We start from the raw sequence: 18,324 nt of genomic DNA, 5'->3' as shown, positions 1-18,324 counted from the left end.
AGGGTCGGATCGGCGCGGCGGGGGCGCCTGCGGCCGTGCGGGCGGCCTTGGGCCCACTCGCGTTCCACCTCGCACGGGAGGTGTTCGACGCCGGCGACGTCACGGTGACGCTCGGCTCCGACGAGATGCCCGGCGACCTCGAGGGCGGGCAGGAGCGCTGCGGCGGGGCCGTATCGGCCCTCCTCGACGCTGGTGCACTCACCGTGACGCTCGGCGGCGGCCACGAGACGGCGTTCGCGAGCTATCTCGGCGTCATCGACGCGGAGCCGGCGGCCGGTCGGCGCGTCGGCGTGCTCAACCTCGACGCGCACTTCGACCTCCGCGACGAGGCGCGGGCGAGCTCGGGAACCCCGTTCCTCCAGATGGCCCGAGCGGAAGCCGCCGCTGGCCGCACGCTTGAGTACGCGGTCGTCGGCATCTCCCGGCCCAACAACACGCTCGCCCTGTTCCGCCGAGCCGACGAGCTCGGCGTGCGCTATCTTCTCGACGAGTATGCGACGCGGGAGACCGCGGAGTCGTTCGTCGAGGACTTCCTCGCGGGGCTCGACGCCGTGTACCTCACCATCGACCTCGACGTCCTCCCCGCCGCCGTCGCCCCCGGGGTGTCGGCCCCCGCCGCGCTGGGCGTGCCGCTCGAGGTGATCGTCGCGGTCGTGCGCCGCGTCGTGGCGAGCGGCAAGCTCGTCCACGCGGACCTCGCGGAGCTCAACCCACGGTTCGACGTCGACGGCCGCACCGCGCGCGTCGCCGCGCGGCTCGTCGACACGATCCTGGGCTAGGACCCAGCCCGGGCGGGTTAGAGGGAAGGCACGGCTAGAGCGCGAGGCCGATCGCGAGGCACACGACGCCGATCGCCGGCGGAACCAGCTGCTTGAGCGCGGCGCTCGCCTTCGAGGGCGACGACAGCAGCAGCACCAAGCCCGCCGCGACCATCGAACCGGCACCCACGAACACGAGCGTCGCGCCAACGGCGGTGGCGCCGGCCGCGACGAGGACCACGCCCAGACCGGCCGCGACCGCGAGGAACAGGTTGTAGAAGCCCTGGTTGAAGGCGAGCTCCTTGCTGGCCTCCGCCTGCTCGGGTGAGGTCCCGAACGTCGCACGCGTCCGCGCGGCCGTCCACGCGAGCGATTCCATATAGAAGATGTAGACGTGGATGAGCGCGGCGATGCCCGCGAAGACGAGTCCTGCGATGACCATGGCCACAGGCTACTGGCTCGACCACGTTCATTCCCGCGATACCCGGTGTTGCGCGGCCCCAGCACCTCCACGCACACGGGCCCCAACGCACGCGGGCCCCCACGCACGCGCGGCCCCAACGCACGCGGGCCCCGCACCGTCATCGGTGCGGGGCCCGCGCTGGGTTGCGAGTGTTCCTACGTTGCGAGCGAGGGAACCCCTATGCGCGGCGGACGAGCACGCCGTCGGACTTCAGGAAAAGTCGACGCGGCTCACCGCCGTCAGCCTTGATCCACAACACGTTGCCGCTCAGCGAGACTTCCTCGACTCGCCCGGCGGCCACGAGCTGCGCGTGCTTGATGATCTCGATCGGATCCTCGGCCCGCAGCACCGTCCAGTCCGCAATCGGCGCCTGGTGCGCGCCCCGCCTGGTCAGTACCGCTCCGCGTGCCTTCATGCCCTTAACCCCTCCGTGGATTCCTGTCCCTCTAGGACCAATTGTGAGCCGCGCCATTACGGCCTCTCTGTTTCTATCGGTTCCTACGGCGCGTCGCTATGTAGAGTCCGACCACGATCTCCAAATTTCGTTGTGCACTTGCCTAACCCTGTGGTCGGACCACGCTGTGGGCCCGGTTTTCCGGGCCCACAGCGGGCGCGCGCACCTGGTGCGCGCGGGCTTTCGCTAGAGCAAACCGCCGACGGCGGCACTCACCGAGGCGAGCAGCTCGCCGCGCGCGAGCACGCGGTCGGCCTCCTCGAGCTCGGGCGACATGAAGCGGTCGACGCCGGGTCCCGCCACCGAGCGCCGAAGCACCTCGATCGCAGCGGCCCCACCCGGACCGGGCACGAGCGCGCCGTCGGACATCGCGGTGCGGAGGTCGATCGCGCGGGCCGCGGTCACGAGCTCGATCGCGAGCACACGGCGGAGGTTCTCGACCGCCTTGCGCAGTTTGCGCGCCGCGTGCCAGCCCATCGAGACGTGGTCCTCTTGCATCGCCGAGCTCGGGATCGAGTCCACCGACGCGGGGACGGCGAGACGCTTGCAGTCCGAGACGAGCCCGGCCTGCGTGTACTGCGCGATCATGAGGCCCGAGTCGACGCCCGGATCGTCGGCGAGGAACGCGGGCAGGCCGTGCGAACGTGCCGGGTCGAGCATGCGGTCGGTGCGGCGCTCGGCCATTGACGCGAGGTCGGCCACGGCGATCGCGAGGAAGTCCAGCACGTACGCGACCGGCGCGCCGTGGAAGTTGCCGTTAGAACTCACCCGGCCGTCGGGCAGGACCACGGGGTTGTCGATCGCGGCCGCGATCTCGCGTTCCGCGACTGTGCGGGCGTGGGCGATCGTGTCGCGGACGGCGCCGGCCACCTGCGGTGCGCAGCGGAGCGAGTAGGCGTCCTGGACGCGGTTGTCGCCGACCTTGTGCGACTCAACGATCTTGGAGCCGCGGAGCACCGCGAGCATGTTGGCCGCCGAGTCGGCCTGGCCCGGGTGCGGGCGCAGCGGCGCGTGGAGCTCGGGCAGGAACACGGCGTCCGTGCCCATGAGCCCGTCCACGGACAGCGCGGCCGTGACGTCGGCGGTCTTGACGAGCGCGTCGAGGTCGTGGAGCGCCATGAGCAGCATGCCGAGCATGCCCTCCGTGCCGTTGACGAGCGCGAGCCCTTCCTTCTCCGCCAAGGTGACCGGGGCGATGCCATGCTCGGCGAGGAGCTCCGCCGTCGTCCGCTCGCCGCGGCCGCCGAAGGACTCGCCGTCCGGGCCGAACGCCTCGCCCTCGCCCATGAGCACGAGGGCAACGTGGCTGAGCGGGGCGAGGTCGCCCGAGCAGCCGAGCGAGCCGAACTCGCGGACCACGGGCGTGATGCCCGCGTTGAGGAGCTTGACGAACGTCTCGAGGACTACAGGGCGCACGCCCGTGCGGCCGGACGCGAGCGTCTTGGCGCGCAGGAGCATGAGCGCCCGGACCACCTCGGGCTCGACGGCGGGGCCCATGCCCGCCGCGTGGCTGCGGATGAGCGACTTCTGGAGCTGCGTGCGCAGGTCCTGCGGGATGTGGCGGTTCGCGAGCGCGCCGAAGCCAGTCGAGATGCCGTAGGCGGGGGTCTCGCTCGCGGCGAGCTCTTCGACGTGGGCGCGGACGCGGGCCACCTCGGCGAGCGCCTCAGGCGCGACGCCCACGTGGGCGCCGTGGCGGGCGACGGCGACGACGTCGGCCGCTGTCAGGCCGCCGAGGGAGAGGGTCACCTCGGAGGGGAGGCCGGTTTCAGGGGCGGTGAGGGTCATCGTGGTGTTCCTTTACTTCCCGGCCGCGGATGCGGACATCGGAATACGAACGCCGCGCTCGGCGGCGACCTCGACGGCGCGCTCGTAGCCGGCGTCGACGTGGCGGATCACGCCCAGGCCGGGGTCGTTGGTCAGGAGGGCGGTGAGCTTCGCGGCGGCGAGCTCCGTGCCGTCGGCCACGGAGACCTGACCGGCGTGGATCGAGCGGCCGATGCCCACGCCGCCGCCGTGGTGGATCGAGACCCACGTCGCCCCCGAGGACGCCGCGGTAAGGGCGTTGAGGAGCGGCCAGTCCGCGATCGCGTCCGAGCCGTCCTTCATGCCCTCGGTCTCGCGGTACGGCGAGGCGACGGAGCCCGAGTCGAGGTGGTCGCGGCCGATCACGATCGGCGCCTTGACCTTGCCCTCGGCCACAAGCTTGTTGAAGAGGAGGCCGGCCTTGTGGCGCTCCCCGTAGCCGAGCCAGCAGATGCGCGCGGGCAGTCCCTCGAACTCGACGAACTCCTCGGCCGCATCGATCCAGCGGTGCAGGTGCTCGTTCTCGGGGAAGAGCTCCTTGATGGCCGCATCGGTGACCTTGATGTCCTCCGGGTCCCCGGACAGGGCCACCCAGCGGAACGGGCCGAGGCCCTCGCAGAACAGCGGGCGGATGTACGCCGGGACGAAGCCGGGGAACTCGAACGCGCGGCCGTAACCGCCCTTGCGGGCCTCGTCGCGGATCGAGTTGCCGTAGTCGAACACCTCGGCGCCAGCATCCTGGAACTCGACCATGGCCTGGACGTGCCGGGCCATGGCGTTCTGGGACTTCTTCGCGAAGCCCTCGGGGTCCGCCTCGGCCTCGGCGTGCCACTGCTCCACGGTGTACTCCGTGGGCAGGTAGCTGAGCGGATCGTGGGCGGAGGTCTGGTCGGTGACGATGTCGACCGTGAGCTCGCCCGCGCGGTGGCGGCGCAGGATCTCGGGGAACACCTCGGCGGCGTTGCCCACGTAGCCCACGGAGAGGGCGCGGCCCTCGGCCTTCGCGGCGACGACCTTGGCGAGCGCGGCATCGAGGTCGGTCTCAACCTCGTCGAGGTAGCGCTTGCCGGCGCGGCGGCGGAGGCGGGACTCGTCGACGTCGACGATCAGCACCGCGCCGCCGTTGAGCGTCACGGCGAGCGGCTGGGCACCGCCCATGCCGCCGCAGCCGCCCGTGAGGGTCAGGGTGCCCTTGAGACTAGCTGTGCTTGTCTTCCCTTCTGCGAAGAGCTTGGCCCCGACCGCCGCGAACGTCTCGTACGTGCCCTGCAGGATGCCCTGCGTGCCGATGTAGATCCAGGAACCGGCGGTCATCTGGCCGTACATCGTGAGGCCCTCGGCCTCGAGGCGGCGGAACTCGGGCCAGTTCGCCCAGTCGCCCACGAGGTTCGAGTTCGCGATGAGCACGCGCGGGGCCCACACGTTGGTGCGGAAGACGCCCACGGGCTTGCCGGACTGCACGAGGAGGGTCTCGTCGTCGTCCATGTCCTTGAGCGTGGCGAGGATCGCGTCGAACGCCTTCCACGAGCGCGCGGCGCGGCCCGTGCCGCCGTACACCACGAGCTCGTCCGGGCGCTCGGCCACCTCGGGGTCGAGGTTGTTCATGAGCATGCGCATGGGCGCCTCGGTCTGCCAGGACTTGGCCGTGATCTCGGTGCCGCGCGGGGCGCGGACCGGGCGGGCGCCGGTGGTGAAGTCGGCCTTGCGGGCCGGACTCGTGGTGGACATCGTGACTCCTGCGTCGGTGATGGTGGGTTAGCGATCCACGGGATCTTCTGTATCCATGACACCGCGCCGGCAGCCCCGGCGGGAGGGGGTTTTCGGCGGACCCATCCGGGATTCCAGACATGCCCCGCGGATCGCGGAGTTCCCGACCGGGATTGGCCGACAGCATCCAGCGAGTCGGGCCGACACGCCGGAAACGGGGTGGAATCCCCCCCCCGATCCCGGTCGGAATCCCGCCGAGTAGACGCTCAGTCGGCGATGAGCCGCTTCCCGAACGTCACGACGTCATCCTCCGAGTAGCCCGAGCCGCCGTAGAAGCCGTGCGCCTGCTCATTCCCGCGCCGCACCATGAGCATGGCCTTCGGGCAGCCGAGCGCCTCGAGCCGCGCCTCCGCCTCCGCGATGAGTGCGCGCCCGATCCCGCGGCCCTGCTGCGAACGCGCGACGGCGAGGTAGTAGATCCAGCCGCGATGCCCGTCGTAGCCGCACAGCGCGGTACCGACGACGGCGCCGCCGCCCGCGCCGCCGTCGTCGGCACTTCCAGCACCGCGCTCCTCGGCGACGAGGAAGAGATCCGGCCACGTCGCGACGGCGCGGTCGATGTCCTTGCCGGGATCGTTCCACGGCCGTGTGAGCCCGACCCCGTGCCAGAGGGCCACGACGGCGGCGCGGTCAGCTTCGGCGAAGGAACGAATGAGCATGGGCCCAACCGTACCCGCGCGAGGTTCCGGGGCTCACTGCATGTTGGTGTGGTTGGGCGTGATCTGCCCCACCGCCGTAGACTGCGAGGACAATGACGTCGGATGAGGCAGCGGGGCGGCGCGGCAACGCCGCGGAGTCGCCGGCGCGAAAGAGATCAGGCCACCACGTGACCATGCGCGAGGTCGCGGAGGCTGCCTCCGTCTCGGTCGCCACCGTCTCCCTCGTCGTAAACAACAAGCCCGACGCCCGGATCGGCGCCGAAACGAGGCAGCGCGTGCACGACGCGATCCGCAGCCTCGGATACCGCCCCAACGCCCTTGCGAAGAACCTCGTGAGCGGCGGCTCGCGCTTCATCGGCCTCGTGACGGACGCGATCGCGACAACGCCATTCGCCGGGCAGATCATCCACGGCGCCCAGGACGAGGCGTGGAAGCACGGCTACATCCTGCTCATCGCCAACATCGAGAGCAATCAGGAGGCCGAACGCGAGGCCATCTCGATGATGCTCGAACACCAGGTGCGCGGCGTCCTCTATTCGACGTGGTACCACCGGGCGGCCGCCGTGCCCGCGCCGCTGCGGGAGACCGACGTCGTCCTCGTCAACTGCTACTCCCCGGCCGGCGACGTGCGCGCCGTCGTCCCCGCTGAGATTCAGGGCGGCAGGACCGCCACCGAGATCCTGCTCCGCGACGGGCACCGGCGGATCGCACTCGTCAACACGACGACGCCGTCCCCCGCCCATGACGGGCGCCTCCGCGGCTATCGCGAGGCGCTTGAAGCGGCGGGCGTCGCCTACGATCCCGCACTCGTCTTCGACGCCGAGCCGGACCAGGAGGGCGGCTACGACGTCGTCGCGTCCGTGCTCGCCCAGAACCCCACAGGCGTCTTCTGCCACAACGACCGCGTGGCCATGGGCCTCTACGACGGCCTCCGCGAGCGCGGAATCTCGATCCCGAAGGACCTCGCTGTCGTCGGCTTCGACAACCAGGAGGTCATCGCCGCCCATCTGCGCCCGCCGCTCACCACAGTCGCCCTTCCCCACTACGAGCTCGGCGCAGCAGGTGTGCGCGTGCTGCTCGGGGTCGAGGACGTCCCGGGTGACGGCCGCGTCGAAGTAGAGTGCCCCGCCGTCGTCCGCTCCTCGGTCGGGCCGGCGCCGCGGACGGAGCTTGCGCGCGCCTGAGGAGCGCGTCCCGTCCCGACCTTCTTTGACCCGCCCCGTCCCGCGCTCACGGCGTGGCGTGCGGCGCGGCGCCCGTTCCCCGCGTGAAAGAGGGTCGGGAACGGGCAGTGCGCGGCGCGCGGACGCCACGGCGCGCTGGCCACGGAAGAATTTTGCTAAAACGCTTGATCAAGGTGATCTGCCTCACCTACACTCATGTTGATCAAACGCTTTAGCAGACAGGACGTCATCGCAGATGTCACAGCAAGTCTTCTTCCAGCCCCGCGACGGCGGATGGGTCGGGGACGTGATCCCCTTCCAGCACGACGGCGAATTCTGGCTCTTCTACCTCCACGAGCTCCGTGAGGAACCGAAGCCCGGCACCGCCTGGCACCTCGTCACGACGAAGGATCTCACGCAGTTCGTGGACCACGGCGTCTCGCTCCCCCACGGAACCGTGGACGAGCCGGACTTCAACGTCTACACCGGCTCGGTCGTGCTCGACGACTACGACGTCCACCACCTCTTCTACACCGGCCAGAACCCGCGAAGGCTAGGTCCGGACGGCCTCCCGCTCCAGCTCGTGATGCACGCGACGAGCCTCGACGGCATGAAGACCTGGGCCAAGCTCCGCAACCTCACCTTCGGCGCGCCGGAGGGCTTCGAGACGGCGGACTGGCGCGATCCGTTCGTGTTCCGGGACCCCGACGGCGTGTGGCGCATGCTCGTTGCCGCCCGCCACAGCGCAGGGCCGGCACGCCGCCGCGGGGTCATCGCCCAGTTCATCTCACGCGATCTCATGCATTGGCGCGAGGCCGAGCCCTTCTGGGATCCGCGGCGCTACATCATGCACGAATGCCCCGACGTCTTCCAATGGGGCGAGTGGTGGTACCTCGTGTGCTCCGAGTTCTCGGATTCCTTCACGACGCGATACCGGATGGCGAAATCCCCAGACGGCCCGTGGTCGGTCCCGGACCTCGACACGATCGACGGGCGCGCGTTCTACGCGTCGAAGTCTGCCGAGCGGGAGGGCCGGCGTTTCTTCTTCGGCTGGATCGCGAGCAAGGAAGGAGCGTCCGACGACGGTGCCTGGCAGTGGGCGGGCACCCTCGCCGTCCTCGAGGCGCGCCAGAACGACGACGGGACGCTCGCGTTCGGGTTCACGGACGAGCTCGTCGAGAGCTTCTGGGACGACGTGCCCGTCTCCTTCGCCGAACCGCTCCCCGCGCGGCTCGCCACGCCGGACGGCTACCGGGCGATCGTCTCGAACGAGGACCTTCCCGGGCAGTTCTACGCGAGGGCAGACTTCGCGATCGACGCCGGGACGACCGAATGCGGCCTTCTGCTCCGGGCGAGCGACGACGGCGACGAATCCTACGTCGTGCGTCTCGAGCCGAAGCGGGGTCGCCTCGTGTTCGACCGCTGGCCGCGCCGAGGGACCGGGGCCGGCCAATGGGAGATCTCGGGGGACGTGCCCTTCGAGATCGAACTCGAACGCCCGTGCCCGCTTTCCCCGGGCGGGCACACTCTCGAGGTGATCGTCGACGGCGAGGTGTGCGTCGCCGTCGTCGACCGCCGCGTTGCCCTCAGCACGCGCATCTACGACAGGAGATCCGGCAGGTTCGGAGCCTTCGTTGGGGAGGGCTCGGCGACTGTCGAGTCGCTCGTCGTCCGGAAACGCACCGACAACTGAAATATCCATCCCGCATCAGAAGCAGCACCCAGCAAAGCACCAAGCACCCGGAATCAAAGGAGATTGACCACCATGAAACGACTCCTCCGCTCCAAGCTCTGTCGCACTGCGGCGGTTGCAGCGGTCGCAGCCCTCGCCCTCGCCGGCTGCGGCAGCAGCCCGTCGAGCAGTTCCACGAACGTGAGCCCGACCGGCAAGATCGTGCCCCGCCAGATCTCGTGGCTCCTCTCGCGCCCCGCGGACGGCTCGGTCATCACGATCATGAAGAAGCTCGCAGACGATTACGCGAAGGACCACCCGGGCTTCTCGCTCAACCTCATCACGACGCCGGACCGGCCGTCCTACATCCAGAAGTACGAGACCCTCGCGGCGGCGGACAAGCTCCCCGAACTCTTCGACACGGATGCGACGCCGTTCGCCCAGCAGCTCGCGAAGCAGGGCAAGATGATGGACGCGGGCAGGCTGCTCAAGGACCTCGGCCTGTACGACAACTTCCGGCCAGCGGCGCTCGACTACCAGCGCTTCGACGACGGTTCGCTCTACATGGTGCCGATGCAGTTCGAGCTCGAGTACTTCTGGTACAACAAGTCGCTGTTCCAGAAGGCCGGCGTCTCCGTGCCCACGTCGCTCGACGACATCCCGGCCATGTGCACGGCGCTGCGCAAGGCGGGCGTCACGCCCATCGCCCTGGACGGGCAGGACCAGTGGCCGCTCGAGCGTTACGTCTCCTACGAGCCGTTCCGGGCGACCGGTCCCGACTACATCACGAGCCTCAAGAAGGGCCAGGCCAAGTTCTCCGACCCCGCGGGCCAGAAGGCCGTGAACTGGCTCGCCGCGCTCGGCAAGGCGAAGTGCTTCTCCGACGGCTTCTCGTCTCAGGGCTACTCCGACGCGCAGAACGCGTTCACGTCCGGCCAGGCGGCCATGTACAACATCGGCACGTGGGAGCTCTCGAGCCTCGCGACGGACAAGCTCAACCCCGCCGTCCGGAACGACGTGGACTTCTTCACTCTCCCGACGACCCAGGGCTCCGTGACCGCCGCGAACGAGTACGTCTCTCCCTCCGGCATCGGCATGGCCGTCAACGCCAAGACATATGACCCGCTCGTCGCCGACTTCCTCAAGTTCGCCCTGACAAAGTACCCTGCCGAATACGCGGCCACGGGAGCGCTCGCGCCGACGACGAACGTCCAGACGACAATCCCGGCCAACGCGACGCCGCTCTACAAGAAGGCGCTCGACAAGGCGAACGACCTCGGCACGAAGCAGATCATGCCGTGGGACACGCAGCTCGACCCCACGAGCAACACACGCCTCCAGCAGGAGCTCACGCTCCTCGTCCAGGGCAACGCGTCACCGGCGGACTTCACGAGCACGATGGACGGCACCATCGCCCAGAACGCGCCCAAGTTCTTCAAGTGAGCGTCAGTTCTTCGACATAGCCAGCAGCGAGGCGGGGGAGCCCCGGCTCCCCCGCCCGAAAGGCACATCATGCTTCCCACCAGATCGAGGCTCTCAGTCCTCGTCTTCCTCCTCCCGCCGCTCGTCGTCTACGGCGCGGCCGTCCTGTTCCCGATCCTCCAGTCCCTCGTCCTGAGCTTCTTCTCGTGGAACGGGATCGGGGACATGGAGTTCGTCGGGCTCGCCAACTACGCGCACATGCTCGTGCACGATGACGTGTTCTGGCGTTCTTTCCTCAACTCGCTGGGCTACCTCGCGATCTGCCTCGTGCTCCAGCTTGGCGGCGCGCTCGTCGTCGCGAGCCTGCTCCTCTCGCTCCGCCGGGGGCGCGAACTCGTCAAGACCTTCTACCTGCTCCCCGCCGTGATCTCGACGGTCGCGATCGCGTTCCTGTTCGAGCGGATCTACTCGCTCGATCCTGTGGGCCTGCTCAACCAGATCCTCTCGTGGATCGGCCTCGGCGCGCTCGAACGGCCGTGGCTCTCCGACGTCAACACCGTCCTCGCGGCGGTCTCCGCACCCGAGGGCTGGCGCTTCACGGGCCTCTACATGCTGATCATCTACGCGGCCCTCCTCGTGGTGCCGCGCGAACTCGAGGAGGCCGCGATCCTCGACGGCGCCTCGCGGTGGCAGCTCTTCACGAAGATCCGCTTCCCGTACATCCGCCCCGTGTGGATCACGACGACGATCATGGCGACGACGTACGGCCTCCGCGGCTTCGACATCCCCTACCTCATGACCAACGGCGGTCCCGGCCAGTCCTCCGAGCTCGTCACCACCTACATGTACAAGACGGCCTTCACGAGCACCGACTACGGCTACGCGAGCACCATTTCCGTCTTCATCGTCGCGGAGTGCCTTGTCGCCGTCGGCCTCATCGTGTTCATGCTCAGGCGAAAGGCGGACGCGTGATCACCCACCCAGCCCCAGCTGCCGCGGTTCGCACCGCGTCGCCGCAGCCTGCCCCCGCAGCGGCACGGCGCCGTCGTCGTTCGCGCCCCCACGTCTACAGGACGCTGTCCCGCGTGCTCGTCGTCGTCATCGTCGCCGCGCAGGTGTACCCGCTCGCGTGGCTCTTCATCACGAGCCTGCGGACCGAGCAGGACTTCGCTTCCGGCAACCCGTTCGCGCTCCCGAGCGCGCTCACGCTCGACAACTTCGCCCGGGCGTTCGCGACCGGGAACCTCGGGCTAAACATCCTCAACAGCTTCATCGTGACGATGGGCGCGAATCTGCTCATCGTGGTCCTCGGCATGATGGCCGCGTACGCGATCCAGGTCCTCGGCTTCCGCCTGAGCAAGCTCGTGCGCGCGGTGTTCCTGATGGGGATCATCGTGCCCGTGCAGATCGCGCTCGTGCCGCTGTTCATCGACTATTCGAAGGTCGGGCTGCTCGACACGTACCAGTCGATGATCGTCCCGCTCGCGGGCTTCGCACTGCCCATGTCGGTGTACCTGTTCTCGTCCTTCTTCGAATACATCCCCCGCGAAACGTACGAGGCGGCCTCGCTCGACGGCGCCGGACCGTACCGCATCTTCGGGCTCATCACGCTCCCGCTCTCGCTCAACACGGTCGTGACCGTCGTGCTGGTCAACAGCATCTTCATCTGGAACGACTTCATCTTCGCGAACACGTTCGTGCTGACCGAGGGGCTCAAGACGATCCCACTCGGCCTCCAGAACTACATCGGAGCGATGGGAAAGACCGACTGGACGGCAACGTTCGCCGCCGTGTGCGTCACGGTGACGCCGCTGCTCCTGGTGTTCCTCGTGCTCAACAAGGCCATGATCCAGGGCCTCGAGAGCGGGGCGACGAAGGGATGAACCAGCCTTCCCGCCCCGCGAGGCTCAGGGAGGTCGCCGCGGCTGCGGGGGTCTCGCCGTCGACCGTTTCCCTCGTGGTCAACAAGAAGAAGGATGCGCGCATCTCGGCCGAGACCCGTCGGCGCGTCCGGGACGCGATCCGCGACCTCGGCTACCGACCCAACGCGCTCGCTCAGACGCTCGTGAGCGGAAGTTCGCGCTTCATCGGGCTCGTCGCGGACGCGATCGCGACCACCCCGTTCGCGGGCCAGATCATCCACGGCGCCCAGGACGAGGCATGGAAGCACGGATACGCGCTCCTCATCGCGAACACGGAGGGGAACGGGGACCTCGAGGAGGACGCGATCACGATGATGCTCGAGCACAAGGTGCGCGGCATCCTCTATTCGACATGGTTCCACCGCGTCACGGACGTCCCGGACGCGTTGCGGGAGGCGGACTTCGTGCTCGTGAACTGCTTCGCCGCCGAGGCGGGCGTCCGGGCCGTCGTGCCGGACGAGGCGCAGGGCGGCCGCGAGGCGACAGCGCTGCTCATCCGCGCGGGTCATGAACGGATCGCGTTCATCAACGCGACGATCCCCGCGCCCGCGAAGGAGGGTCGCCTCGCGGGGTACCGAGCAGCGCTCGACGGCGCGGGGCTGGCTTTCGACCCCGCCCTCGTGCTCGAGGCGTACCCCGACCAGGAGGGCGGCTACGGAGCCGTCCCGGCACTCCTCGCGCTCGGCGCGACCGCTGTCTTCTGCTACAACGACCGCATGGCTGCGGGGCTCTACGATGGGCTCCGCGAGCGGGGCGTGTCCATCCCGGGCGACCTCTCCGTGGTCGGCTTCGACAATCAGGAGGTCATAGCGGCGCACGTGCGCCCGCCGCTCTCGACCGTCGCCCTCCCCCATGACGAACTCGGCGCCGCCGGGATTCGCATGCTGCTGGGGCTCGACTCGCCCGCAGAATCGATCGTGAAGGTCGAGTGTCCGCCGGTCGAACGGGACTCGGTAGGCCTTCCGGCCCCGGTGGGTCCCGCGGGTCACCGCCGCCCGTAGATGCGGTGCGAGAGCTCCCCCGCGACGCGGGCAACGTGCTGCGCGAGTTCGTCCCGCTCCTCGCCCGGCACCTTCTCGGCGAGGAAGGTCACGGCGACGGCCGCCGTCGGCCATCCCGCGTGGTCCGTCACGGCGGCGGCGACGGACGCGAAGCCGGACGTGACCTCACCGTCCTCGGTCGCGTAGCCGCGCTGGCGCACCTGGTCGAGCGCCGACTGGAGCGCGGAGTAGCTGCGGATGTGCTCGCCCTCCTCGGTGCGTTCGCTGAACGCCGCGGCGTTCGGGTAGAGCGCACGGACCTGCGACTTCGGCAGGGCCGCGAGGATCGCACGCCCGCTCGCCGTGAGGTGGCTCGGGAGGCGGACGCCCACGTCCGTCACGAGCGACGGCCGGTTCTTCGCGCGCTCCTCGACGATGTACAGGACGTCGCGGCCGTGCAGGACCGCGAGGTGGGCGCTCTCGCCGATCGCGTCCACGAGCGAGGCCAACATGGGCCGCCCGAGCCGAGACAGCGGTTCCTGCCGCGAATACGCGCTCGAAAGCTCGAACGCGCCGATTCCGAGCCCGTAGCGCCGCTCCTCCGGCAGATGCATGACGAAGCCGTTCTCCTCCATGACCGCGAGCAAATGGTAGACGGTGGAGCGCGGGAGCCCGAGCGTCGCGGCGATGCTCGCGGCGGGCTGCGGGCCGCGGCGGGACGCGAGCAAGCGCAGGATGCGCAGGGTGCTCTCGGCGGCGGGAACCTTGGACTTCGGGCTGGGCTCGGCGGGCATGGGCGGGACCTTTGGGGTGGGTGGGCGGGGAAATCGGGGGTGCGGGCAATTGGGCGCGGGCCGATGTCTGGAATACCGAACTCCAGTGTGCCCGCGAACGACGGCGGCACGCACCTGCCGCGCCGCGCTCGCCGTCTGCGATACCAGACATGGGCTGGTGCGCCTCCCGTCCGCCCGCGGCGGATGCGAGGGTGCGTTCTCAGTCTGTTCGCGCGGGCGGCGAGGGTCGGGCTGCCTTGGGCGACTGCCCGGCAAAGTGCATCGCGGAGATCTCACCGATGCTCCGCTGGACCTTGTCCGAAGCGCCGGCGTAGCTGAATTGCACGCAGGCGTCTTTGAGGAGTTCGAGGGCTTCGTCGTTGCGTCCGAGAGCTTTGAGTGCGCGACCGTAGAGCAGGGCGACTTCGCCTGCCGTGTGCCGGCCGAGAACGTCCTTCTCGGCGTGGATTTCCTTGAGCCGCTCGATGGCTGCGGGGATTTCGTCGTTGAGGTAGAGCCAACGCGCGCGGAGGAAGGCGACCTCGAGCCGCTCGGGGCGTGATCCGCGGGCGATCGAGAGGGCGAGGTCGGCGCGTTCGATCGCTGCAAGGGTCTCGGGTTCGATGATCCCACCGGAGAGGCGCACGGATGCGGTGGCCTTGTTGAAGCGAGCCCACAGTTCCATGTCATTCGCAGAGGAAAGGAACTTGGCAGCACGCTCGTGGTGCTTGAGCCCTTCTTCGTAATCGGCGCGCATAAAGGCGACGTTGCCGATGACCCATTCGACTTCGCCGGAGATCTGGCCCATGGATTCGTCGACGAGGGTGCCAAGAACGCGGCAGTATTCCCAGGCCTCGTTGAGGCGCCCGCTTTCGGCAAGAGCGCCGATGAGGGCTCGCAAAGCACCGATGTAGACGATAGAGCCGGGAGGCATTTGGGCGCCAAGGCGGATGACTTCTCGGGCGTGCTCGACTGTCGTGCCAAGCTGACCGAGCTTGAGGCAGACGGAGGCAAGCAGCCGGTGGGCGCGGATGGCGAACACGTCGGATTCAGCGATGAGGGGGTGCTCGAGGAGACGCTCAACGATGCTCTGGCACTCGGCCAGCTGGCCCTGCTTCATGAGGCATTCGGCCTGCATGTAGGTCATGTTCCACCAGGCGCCGTGGTCCTTGCCCTCGAGAGAGAACTGGGCGGCGGTCGCGGCGTGGCCTGCGGCCAGCGCGTAGTCGTGCATATCCCAGGCCTGACGAGCGAGCAGGCTGGCCAGGACGTATTCGGCGTCATTGGCGGCATCTGGCTGGCTCAACGCCTCTGAGACCTTGGGCGCGAGGCCGAGGCGGCGGGCCAGCACCGCGATGACCTCCGAGGTCGGCTCCCTTCGCCCGGCTTCGAGCAGAGAGATGTAGCCCGGCGAATAGAGATCCTCCCCGAGCTCCCCTTGCGTCAGGCCGCGTTCAAGACGCTCGGCCCGCAGGTTCTCCCCGAAGCGTTCCCCCATTTGCTTACCCCCTGATCACGCCGGTCTCTGTCTGGGAGGATGTCCGTAAAAGGTCTCACGCTCGTTCACTATGGCATGGTCTCGTCCTTTTGGGCAGCGCAGCGGCGTCCGATCCACGCCTAACGGTTGTCTGCGATCTGAGACACCAATGGCCGGTGACGCCACTCACAACCCCGTGCCCGGCGGGCACAGTGGAAGGGATCCTTCCCAGCGACGCGAGGAACTCCCGTATGCAGACTTCACCCGCCGTGCTCAGTCGCGGCCTCAACGTCCGGCACATCCGGTTCATGGCGCTCGGCTCGGCCATCGGGACGGGCCTGTTCTACGGCTCCGCCTCCGCGATCCAGGCCGCTGGCCCCGCCGTCCTTCTCGCCTACATGATCGCGGGCGCCGCGGTGTTCATGGTCATGCGCTCGCTCGGCGAGATGGCCGTGCGGCATCCCGTCGCGGGATCGTTCAGCCAGTACGCGGGCCGCTATCTCGGGCCGCTCGCGGGCTTCGTGACCGGCTGGACGTACGTGTTCGAGATGGCGATCGTCGCGATCGCCGACGTCACCGCGTTCTCCATCTACATGGGCTTCTGGTTCCCGGACACGCCGCGGTGGATCTGGATCCTCGCGGTGATCTTCTTCCTCACGGGCGTGAACCTCCTGAGCGTCAAGGTGTTCGGCGAACTCGAGTTCTGGTTCACGCTCGTAAAGGTCGTCGCGATCGTCGCGATGATCGCCGGCGGCGCCGCGCTGATTGTCTTCGGCGTTCAGCTCGGCGGCCAGCATCCCGGCGTCGGCAACCTCGTGGACCACGGAGGCTTCCTCCCGAACGGCTTCGGCGGCATGCTCGCGGCGTTCTCGGTGGTGGTGTTCGCGTTCGGCGGGGTCGAGACGATCGGCGTCACGGCCGGCGAGGCCGAGGACCCGAAGCGCGCCATCCCCCGCGCCGTCAACACGGTGCCCGTTCGCGTACTCCTGTTCTACGTCCTCACGCTCGCGGTGCTCATGAGCCTCTTCCCGTGGTCGGAGGTCGGCGCGCAGGGCAGCCCGTTCGTCCAGATCTTCTCGAGCCTCGGCGTCCCCGGCGCAGCGAACGTGCTCAACGCGGTCGTCATCACGTCCGCGCTCTCGGCCATCAATTCGGACATCTTCGGCGCCGGCCGGGTCCTGTTCGGGCTCGCCCAGCAGGGGCACGCGCCGTCGTCCTTCGGGAAGGTGTCCAAGCACGGAGTGCCGTGGCTGACCGTGGTGGTCATGACGGGCGTGCTGCTCGTGGGCATGGTGCTCAACGCCGTGATCCCGGAGGACGTGTTCACCGTCATCGCCTCGATCGCGACGTTCGCGACCGTCTGGGTGTGGGTCATGATCCTCGCGAGCCACGTCGCGATGAAGCGCGAGATCCGGAAGTACGCGCTCGCGCCGTCCGAGTTCCCGTCGCCGCTGTGGCCCGCGGCCTCCATCGCCGCGATCGCGTTCCTGGCGCTCGTCATCGGGGTGCTCGGCTGGTTCGAGGAGACGCGCGTGGCGCTCGTGGTGGGCGGCGCGTGGCTCGCCGTCCTTGCGGGGGCCTACGCGCTGTGGGTCCGCGGCGACGGACGACGCCGACCCGCCCTCCGCGACGAGACCTCGCCGATCCCCGTGGTTGCCACGGTCACCGCGGGCGAACCCGCCCGCGAGGCGGTCGGCTCGGGGCGGTAGACCCCAGAGCAGGCGAACGGCGCCGGGCGCAACACTCGGTCTCGGAACCGGGAGTCAGCGCGTCACACTGGCGTTGGACATGTCCAATTGAGAGCATCTTTCTGCCTGCACCCGCATGGCAACTTGTTCGAGCACCATCAGTGAAGCTCAGGAGCAACCATGTCCAACCCCTCCAATATCCAGGCCCCGGCTGCGGCCTATGCGCCGCAGCCGATTCCTGGAAAGACCCTTGGGATCATCTCGATCATCCTTCCGTTCGTCGGCCTCGGCCTCATTGGCCTCATTCTGGGCATCGTCGGGAAGGTCCAGGCGAAGAAGGCCGAATACAAGAACACGCCCGCGGTCGTCGGTATCGTCCTCGGCGCGATCAGCGTGGTGGTCGGACTGATCGTGACCATCACGATCATTGCCGGAATCACCGCCGTGGCCCAGCAGTGCCAGCAGCTTGGCCCGGGCATCCACAAGCAGGGTGGCGTCACGATCACCTGCGGCAGCTAACTGCACCCCAACTGCTGCCCGAACCCGCATCTCCGTAGGGAATTCGCCAGGGAGATGCGGCTCAGGGCAGGAGCTGCACCCTCGCAGCACAACGAACGGCGCCGGTTCGGGCCCCCAATCACCCGAACCGGCGCCGTCAGCGGTTGCCCGGCCCCGCTACCGCGCCGACCAGCCGCCGTCCATCGTGTAGCTCGCGCCGGTGACCATGCCGGCGTCGTCGGACGCGAGCCAGCACGCGAGCGAGGCGACCTCCGCGGGCTCGACGAGCCGCTTGACGGCCATCTCGGTGAGCATGACCTCATCGAGCACCTCGGACTCGGGAATCCCGTGAGTCGCCGCCTGATCCGCGATCTGCTTCTCGACGAGCGCCGTGCGGACGTACCCAGGGTTGATGCAGTTCGAGGTCACGCCGTGCGGGGCCCCCTCGAGAGCGGCGACCTTGGAGAACCCCTCGAGCCCGTGCTTCGCCGCGACGTACGCGCTCTTGAACGCCGAGGCACGGATCCCGTGCACCGAACTGATGTTGATGATGCGGCCCCACCCCTGCTGGTACATGTGCGGGAGTGCTGCACGGATCAGGAGGAACGGCGCCTCGACCATGAGCCGCTGGATCCGACGGAACGCTTCCGGATCGAACTCGTGAATCGGTGCGACCTTCTGGATTCCCGCGTTGTTGACGAGGATGTCGCAGTCGAGGCGCAGCGACTCGAGCGGCGCGGTGTCGAGCAGGTCCACGGCCCAGGCCTCCCCGCCGAGGTCGGCGGCGACCTTCGCTGCGGCCTCGCCGTCCAGGTCGGCGAT

Annotated in this window: 17 protein-coding genes; 9 read left to right on the top strand and 8 right to left on the bottom strand. The window is 68.8% G+C overall.

Annotation, left to right across the window (positions count from 1 at the left end):
- A partial coding sequence (gene hutG / locus ACLN58_RS08045; protein WP_415854744.1) for a formimidoylglutamase occupies positions 1-779 on the top strand: 779 nt, incomplete at its 5' end.
- Between the two features lie 34 nt (positions 780-813).
- On the opposite strand, the gene ACLN58_RS08040 is transcribed toward hutG, so the two are convergent.
- The 5 genes from ACLN58_RS08040 to ACLN58_RS08020 form a co-directional block, all read right to left on the bottom strand.
- Positions 814-1,200: a DUF1304 domain-containing protein gene (locus tag ACLN58_RS08040; protein WP_415854743.1), complete on the bottom strand. Its 387-nt coding sequence runs from the start codon at positions 1,198-1,200 to the stop codon at positions 814-816.
- 199 nt (positions 1,201-1,399) lie between these two features.
- Positions 1,400-1,636, bottom strand: coding sequence for a hypothetical protein (locus ACLN58_RS08035; protein WP_415854742.1), 237 nt, complete (start codon positions 1,634-1,636; stop codon positions 1,400-1,402).
- 225 nt (positions 1,637-1,861) lie between these two features.
- Entirely contained in the window at positions 1,862-3,463 is a 1,602-nt protein-coding gene (hutH, locus tag ACLN58_RS08030; RefSeq protein WP_415854741.1) for a histidine ammonia-lyase, read from the bottom strand.
- Positions 3,464-3,475: 12 nt separating this feature from the next.
- On the bottom strand, positions 3,476-5,209 hold the full coding sequence (locus ACLN58_RS08025; protein ID WP_415854740.1) for a urocanate hydratase: 1,734 nt from the start codon (positions 5,207-5,209) through the stop codon (positions 3,476-3,478).
- Between the two features lie 245 nt (positions 5,210-5,454).
- Entirely contained in the window at positions 5,455-5,907 is a 453-nt protein-coding gene (locus ACLN58_RS08020; RefSeq protein WP_415854739.1) for a GNAT family acetyltransferase, read from the bottom strand.
- Between the two features lie 92 nt (positions 5,908-5,999).
- On the opposite strand from ACLN58_RS08020, the gene ACLN58_RS08015 reads away from it, so the two are divergent.
- The 6 genes from ACLN58_RS08015 to ACLN58_RS07990 all read left to right on the top strand — a co-directional run bounded on the left by ACLN58_RS08015 (position 6,000) and on the right by ACLN58_RS07990 (position 13,087).
- Positions 6,000-7,091, top strand: a complete 1,092-nt coding sequence (locus ACLN58_RS08015) for a LacI family DNA-binding transcriptional regulator (protein ID WP_415854738.1) — start codon at positions 6,000-6,002, stop codon at positions 7,089-7,091.
- Positions 7,092-7,326: 235 nt separating this feature from the next.
- Positions 7,327-8,763 (top strand): GH32 C-terminal domain-containing protein, encoded by a 1,437-nt coding sequence (locus ACLN58_RS08010; protein ID WP_415854737.1) that lies wholly within the window; start codon positions 7,327-7,329, stop codon positions 8,761-8,763.
- Between the two features lie 72 nt (positions 8,764-8,835).
- A complete protein-coding gene (locus ACLN58_RS08005; RefSeq protein WP_415854736.1) occupies positions 8,836-10,185 on the top strand; it encodes an ABC transporter substrate-binding protein in 1,350 nt (449 codons plus the stop codon).
- Between the two features lie 69 nt (positions 10,186-10,254).
- Positions 10,255-11,136: a carbohydrate ABC transporter permease gene (locus tag ACLN58_RS08000; RefSeq protein ID WP_415854735.1), complete on the top strand. Its 882-nt coding sequence runs from the start codon at positions 10,255-10,257 to the stop codon at positions 11,134-11,136.
- The gene (locus ACLN58_RS07995) at positions 11,133-12,047 is read left to right on the top strand and encodes a carbohydrate ABC transporter permease (protein ID WP_415854734.1); all 915 of its coding nucleotides are present in this window, start codon (positions 11,133-11,135) and stop codon (positions 12,045-12,047) included. The genes ACLN58_RS08000 and ACLN58_RS07995 overlap by 4 nt, the downstream gene beginning before the upstream one ends.
- Positions 12,044-13,087 (top strand): LacI family DNA-binding transcriptional regulator, encoded by a 1,044-nt coding sequence (locus tag ACLN58_RS07990; RefSeq protein WP_415854733.1) that lies wholly within the window; start codon positions 12,044-12,046, stop codon positions 13,085-13,087. The genes ACLN58_RS07995 and ACLN58_RS07990 overlap by 4 nt, the downstream gene beginning before the upstream one ends.
- On the opposite strand, the gene ACLN58_RS07985 is transcribed toward ACLN58_RS07990, so the two are convergent.
- Complete coding sequence (locus ACLN58_RS07985; RefSeq protein ID WP_415854732.1) at positions 13,072-13,860, bottom strand: IclR family transcriptional regulator; 789 nt, start codon at positions 13,858-13,860, stop codon at positions 13,072-13,074. The two genes, ACLN58_RS07990 and ACLN58_RS07985, sit on opposite strands and share 16 nt — an antisense overlap.
- 199 nt (positions 13,861-14,059) lie before the next feature.
- The gene (locus ACLN58_RS07980) at positions 14,060-15,337 is read right to left on the bottom strand and encodes a helix-turn-helix domain-containing protein (RefSeq protein ID WP_415854731.1); all 1,278 of its coding nucleotides are present in this window, start codon (positions 15,335-15,337) and stop codon (positions 14,060-14,062) included.
- 230 nt (positions 15,338-15,567) lie between these two features.
- On the opposite strand from ACLN58_RS07980, the gene ACLN58_RS07975 reads away from it, so the two are divergent.
- Both ACLN58_RS07975 and ACLN58_RS07970 read left to right on the top strand, forming a co-directional pair.
- Positions 15,568-17,025, top strand: a complete 1,458-nt coding sequence (locus tag ACLN58_RS07975) for an amino acid permease (protein WP_415854730.1) — start codon at positions 15,568-15,570, stop codon at positions 17,023-17,025.
- Between the two features lie 159 nt (positions 17,026-17,184).
- Complete coding sequence (locus ACLN58_RS07970) at positions 17,185-17,523, top strand: hypothetical protein (protein ID WP_415854729.1); 339 nt, start codon at positions 17,185-17,187, stop codon at positions 17,521-17,523.
- 156 nt (positions 17,524-17,679) lie between these two features.
- Here the strand turns inward: ACLN58_RS07970 and ACLN58_RS07965 are convergent.
- Positions 17,680-18,324 (bottom strand): SDR family oxidoreductase (locus ACLN58_RS07965; protein WP_415854728.1); only part of this gene is annotated, 645 nt, incomplete at its 5' end.

Source organism: Sinomonas sp. G460-2, from assembly GCF_047759905.1.
Lineage (GTDB): Bacteria > Actinomycetota > Actinomycetes > Actinomycetales > Micrococcaceae > Sinomonas.
This window is presented reverse-complemented; position numbering and strand designations above follow the sequence as displayed.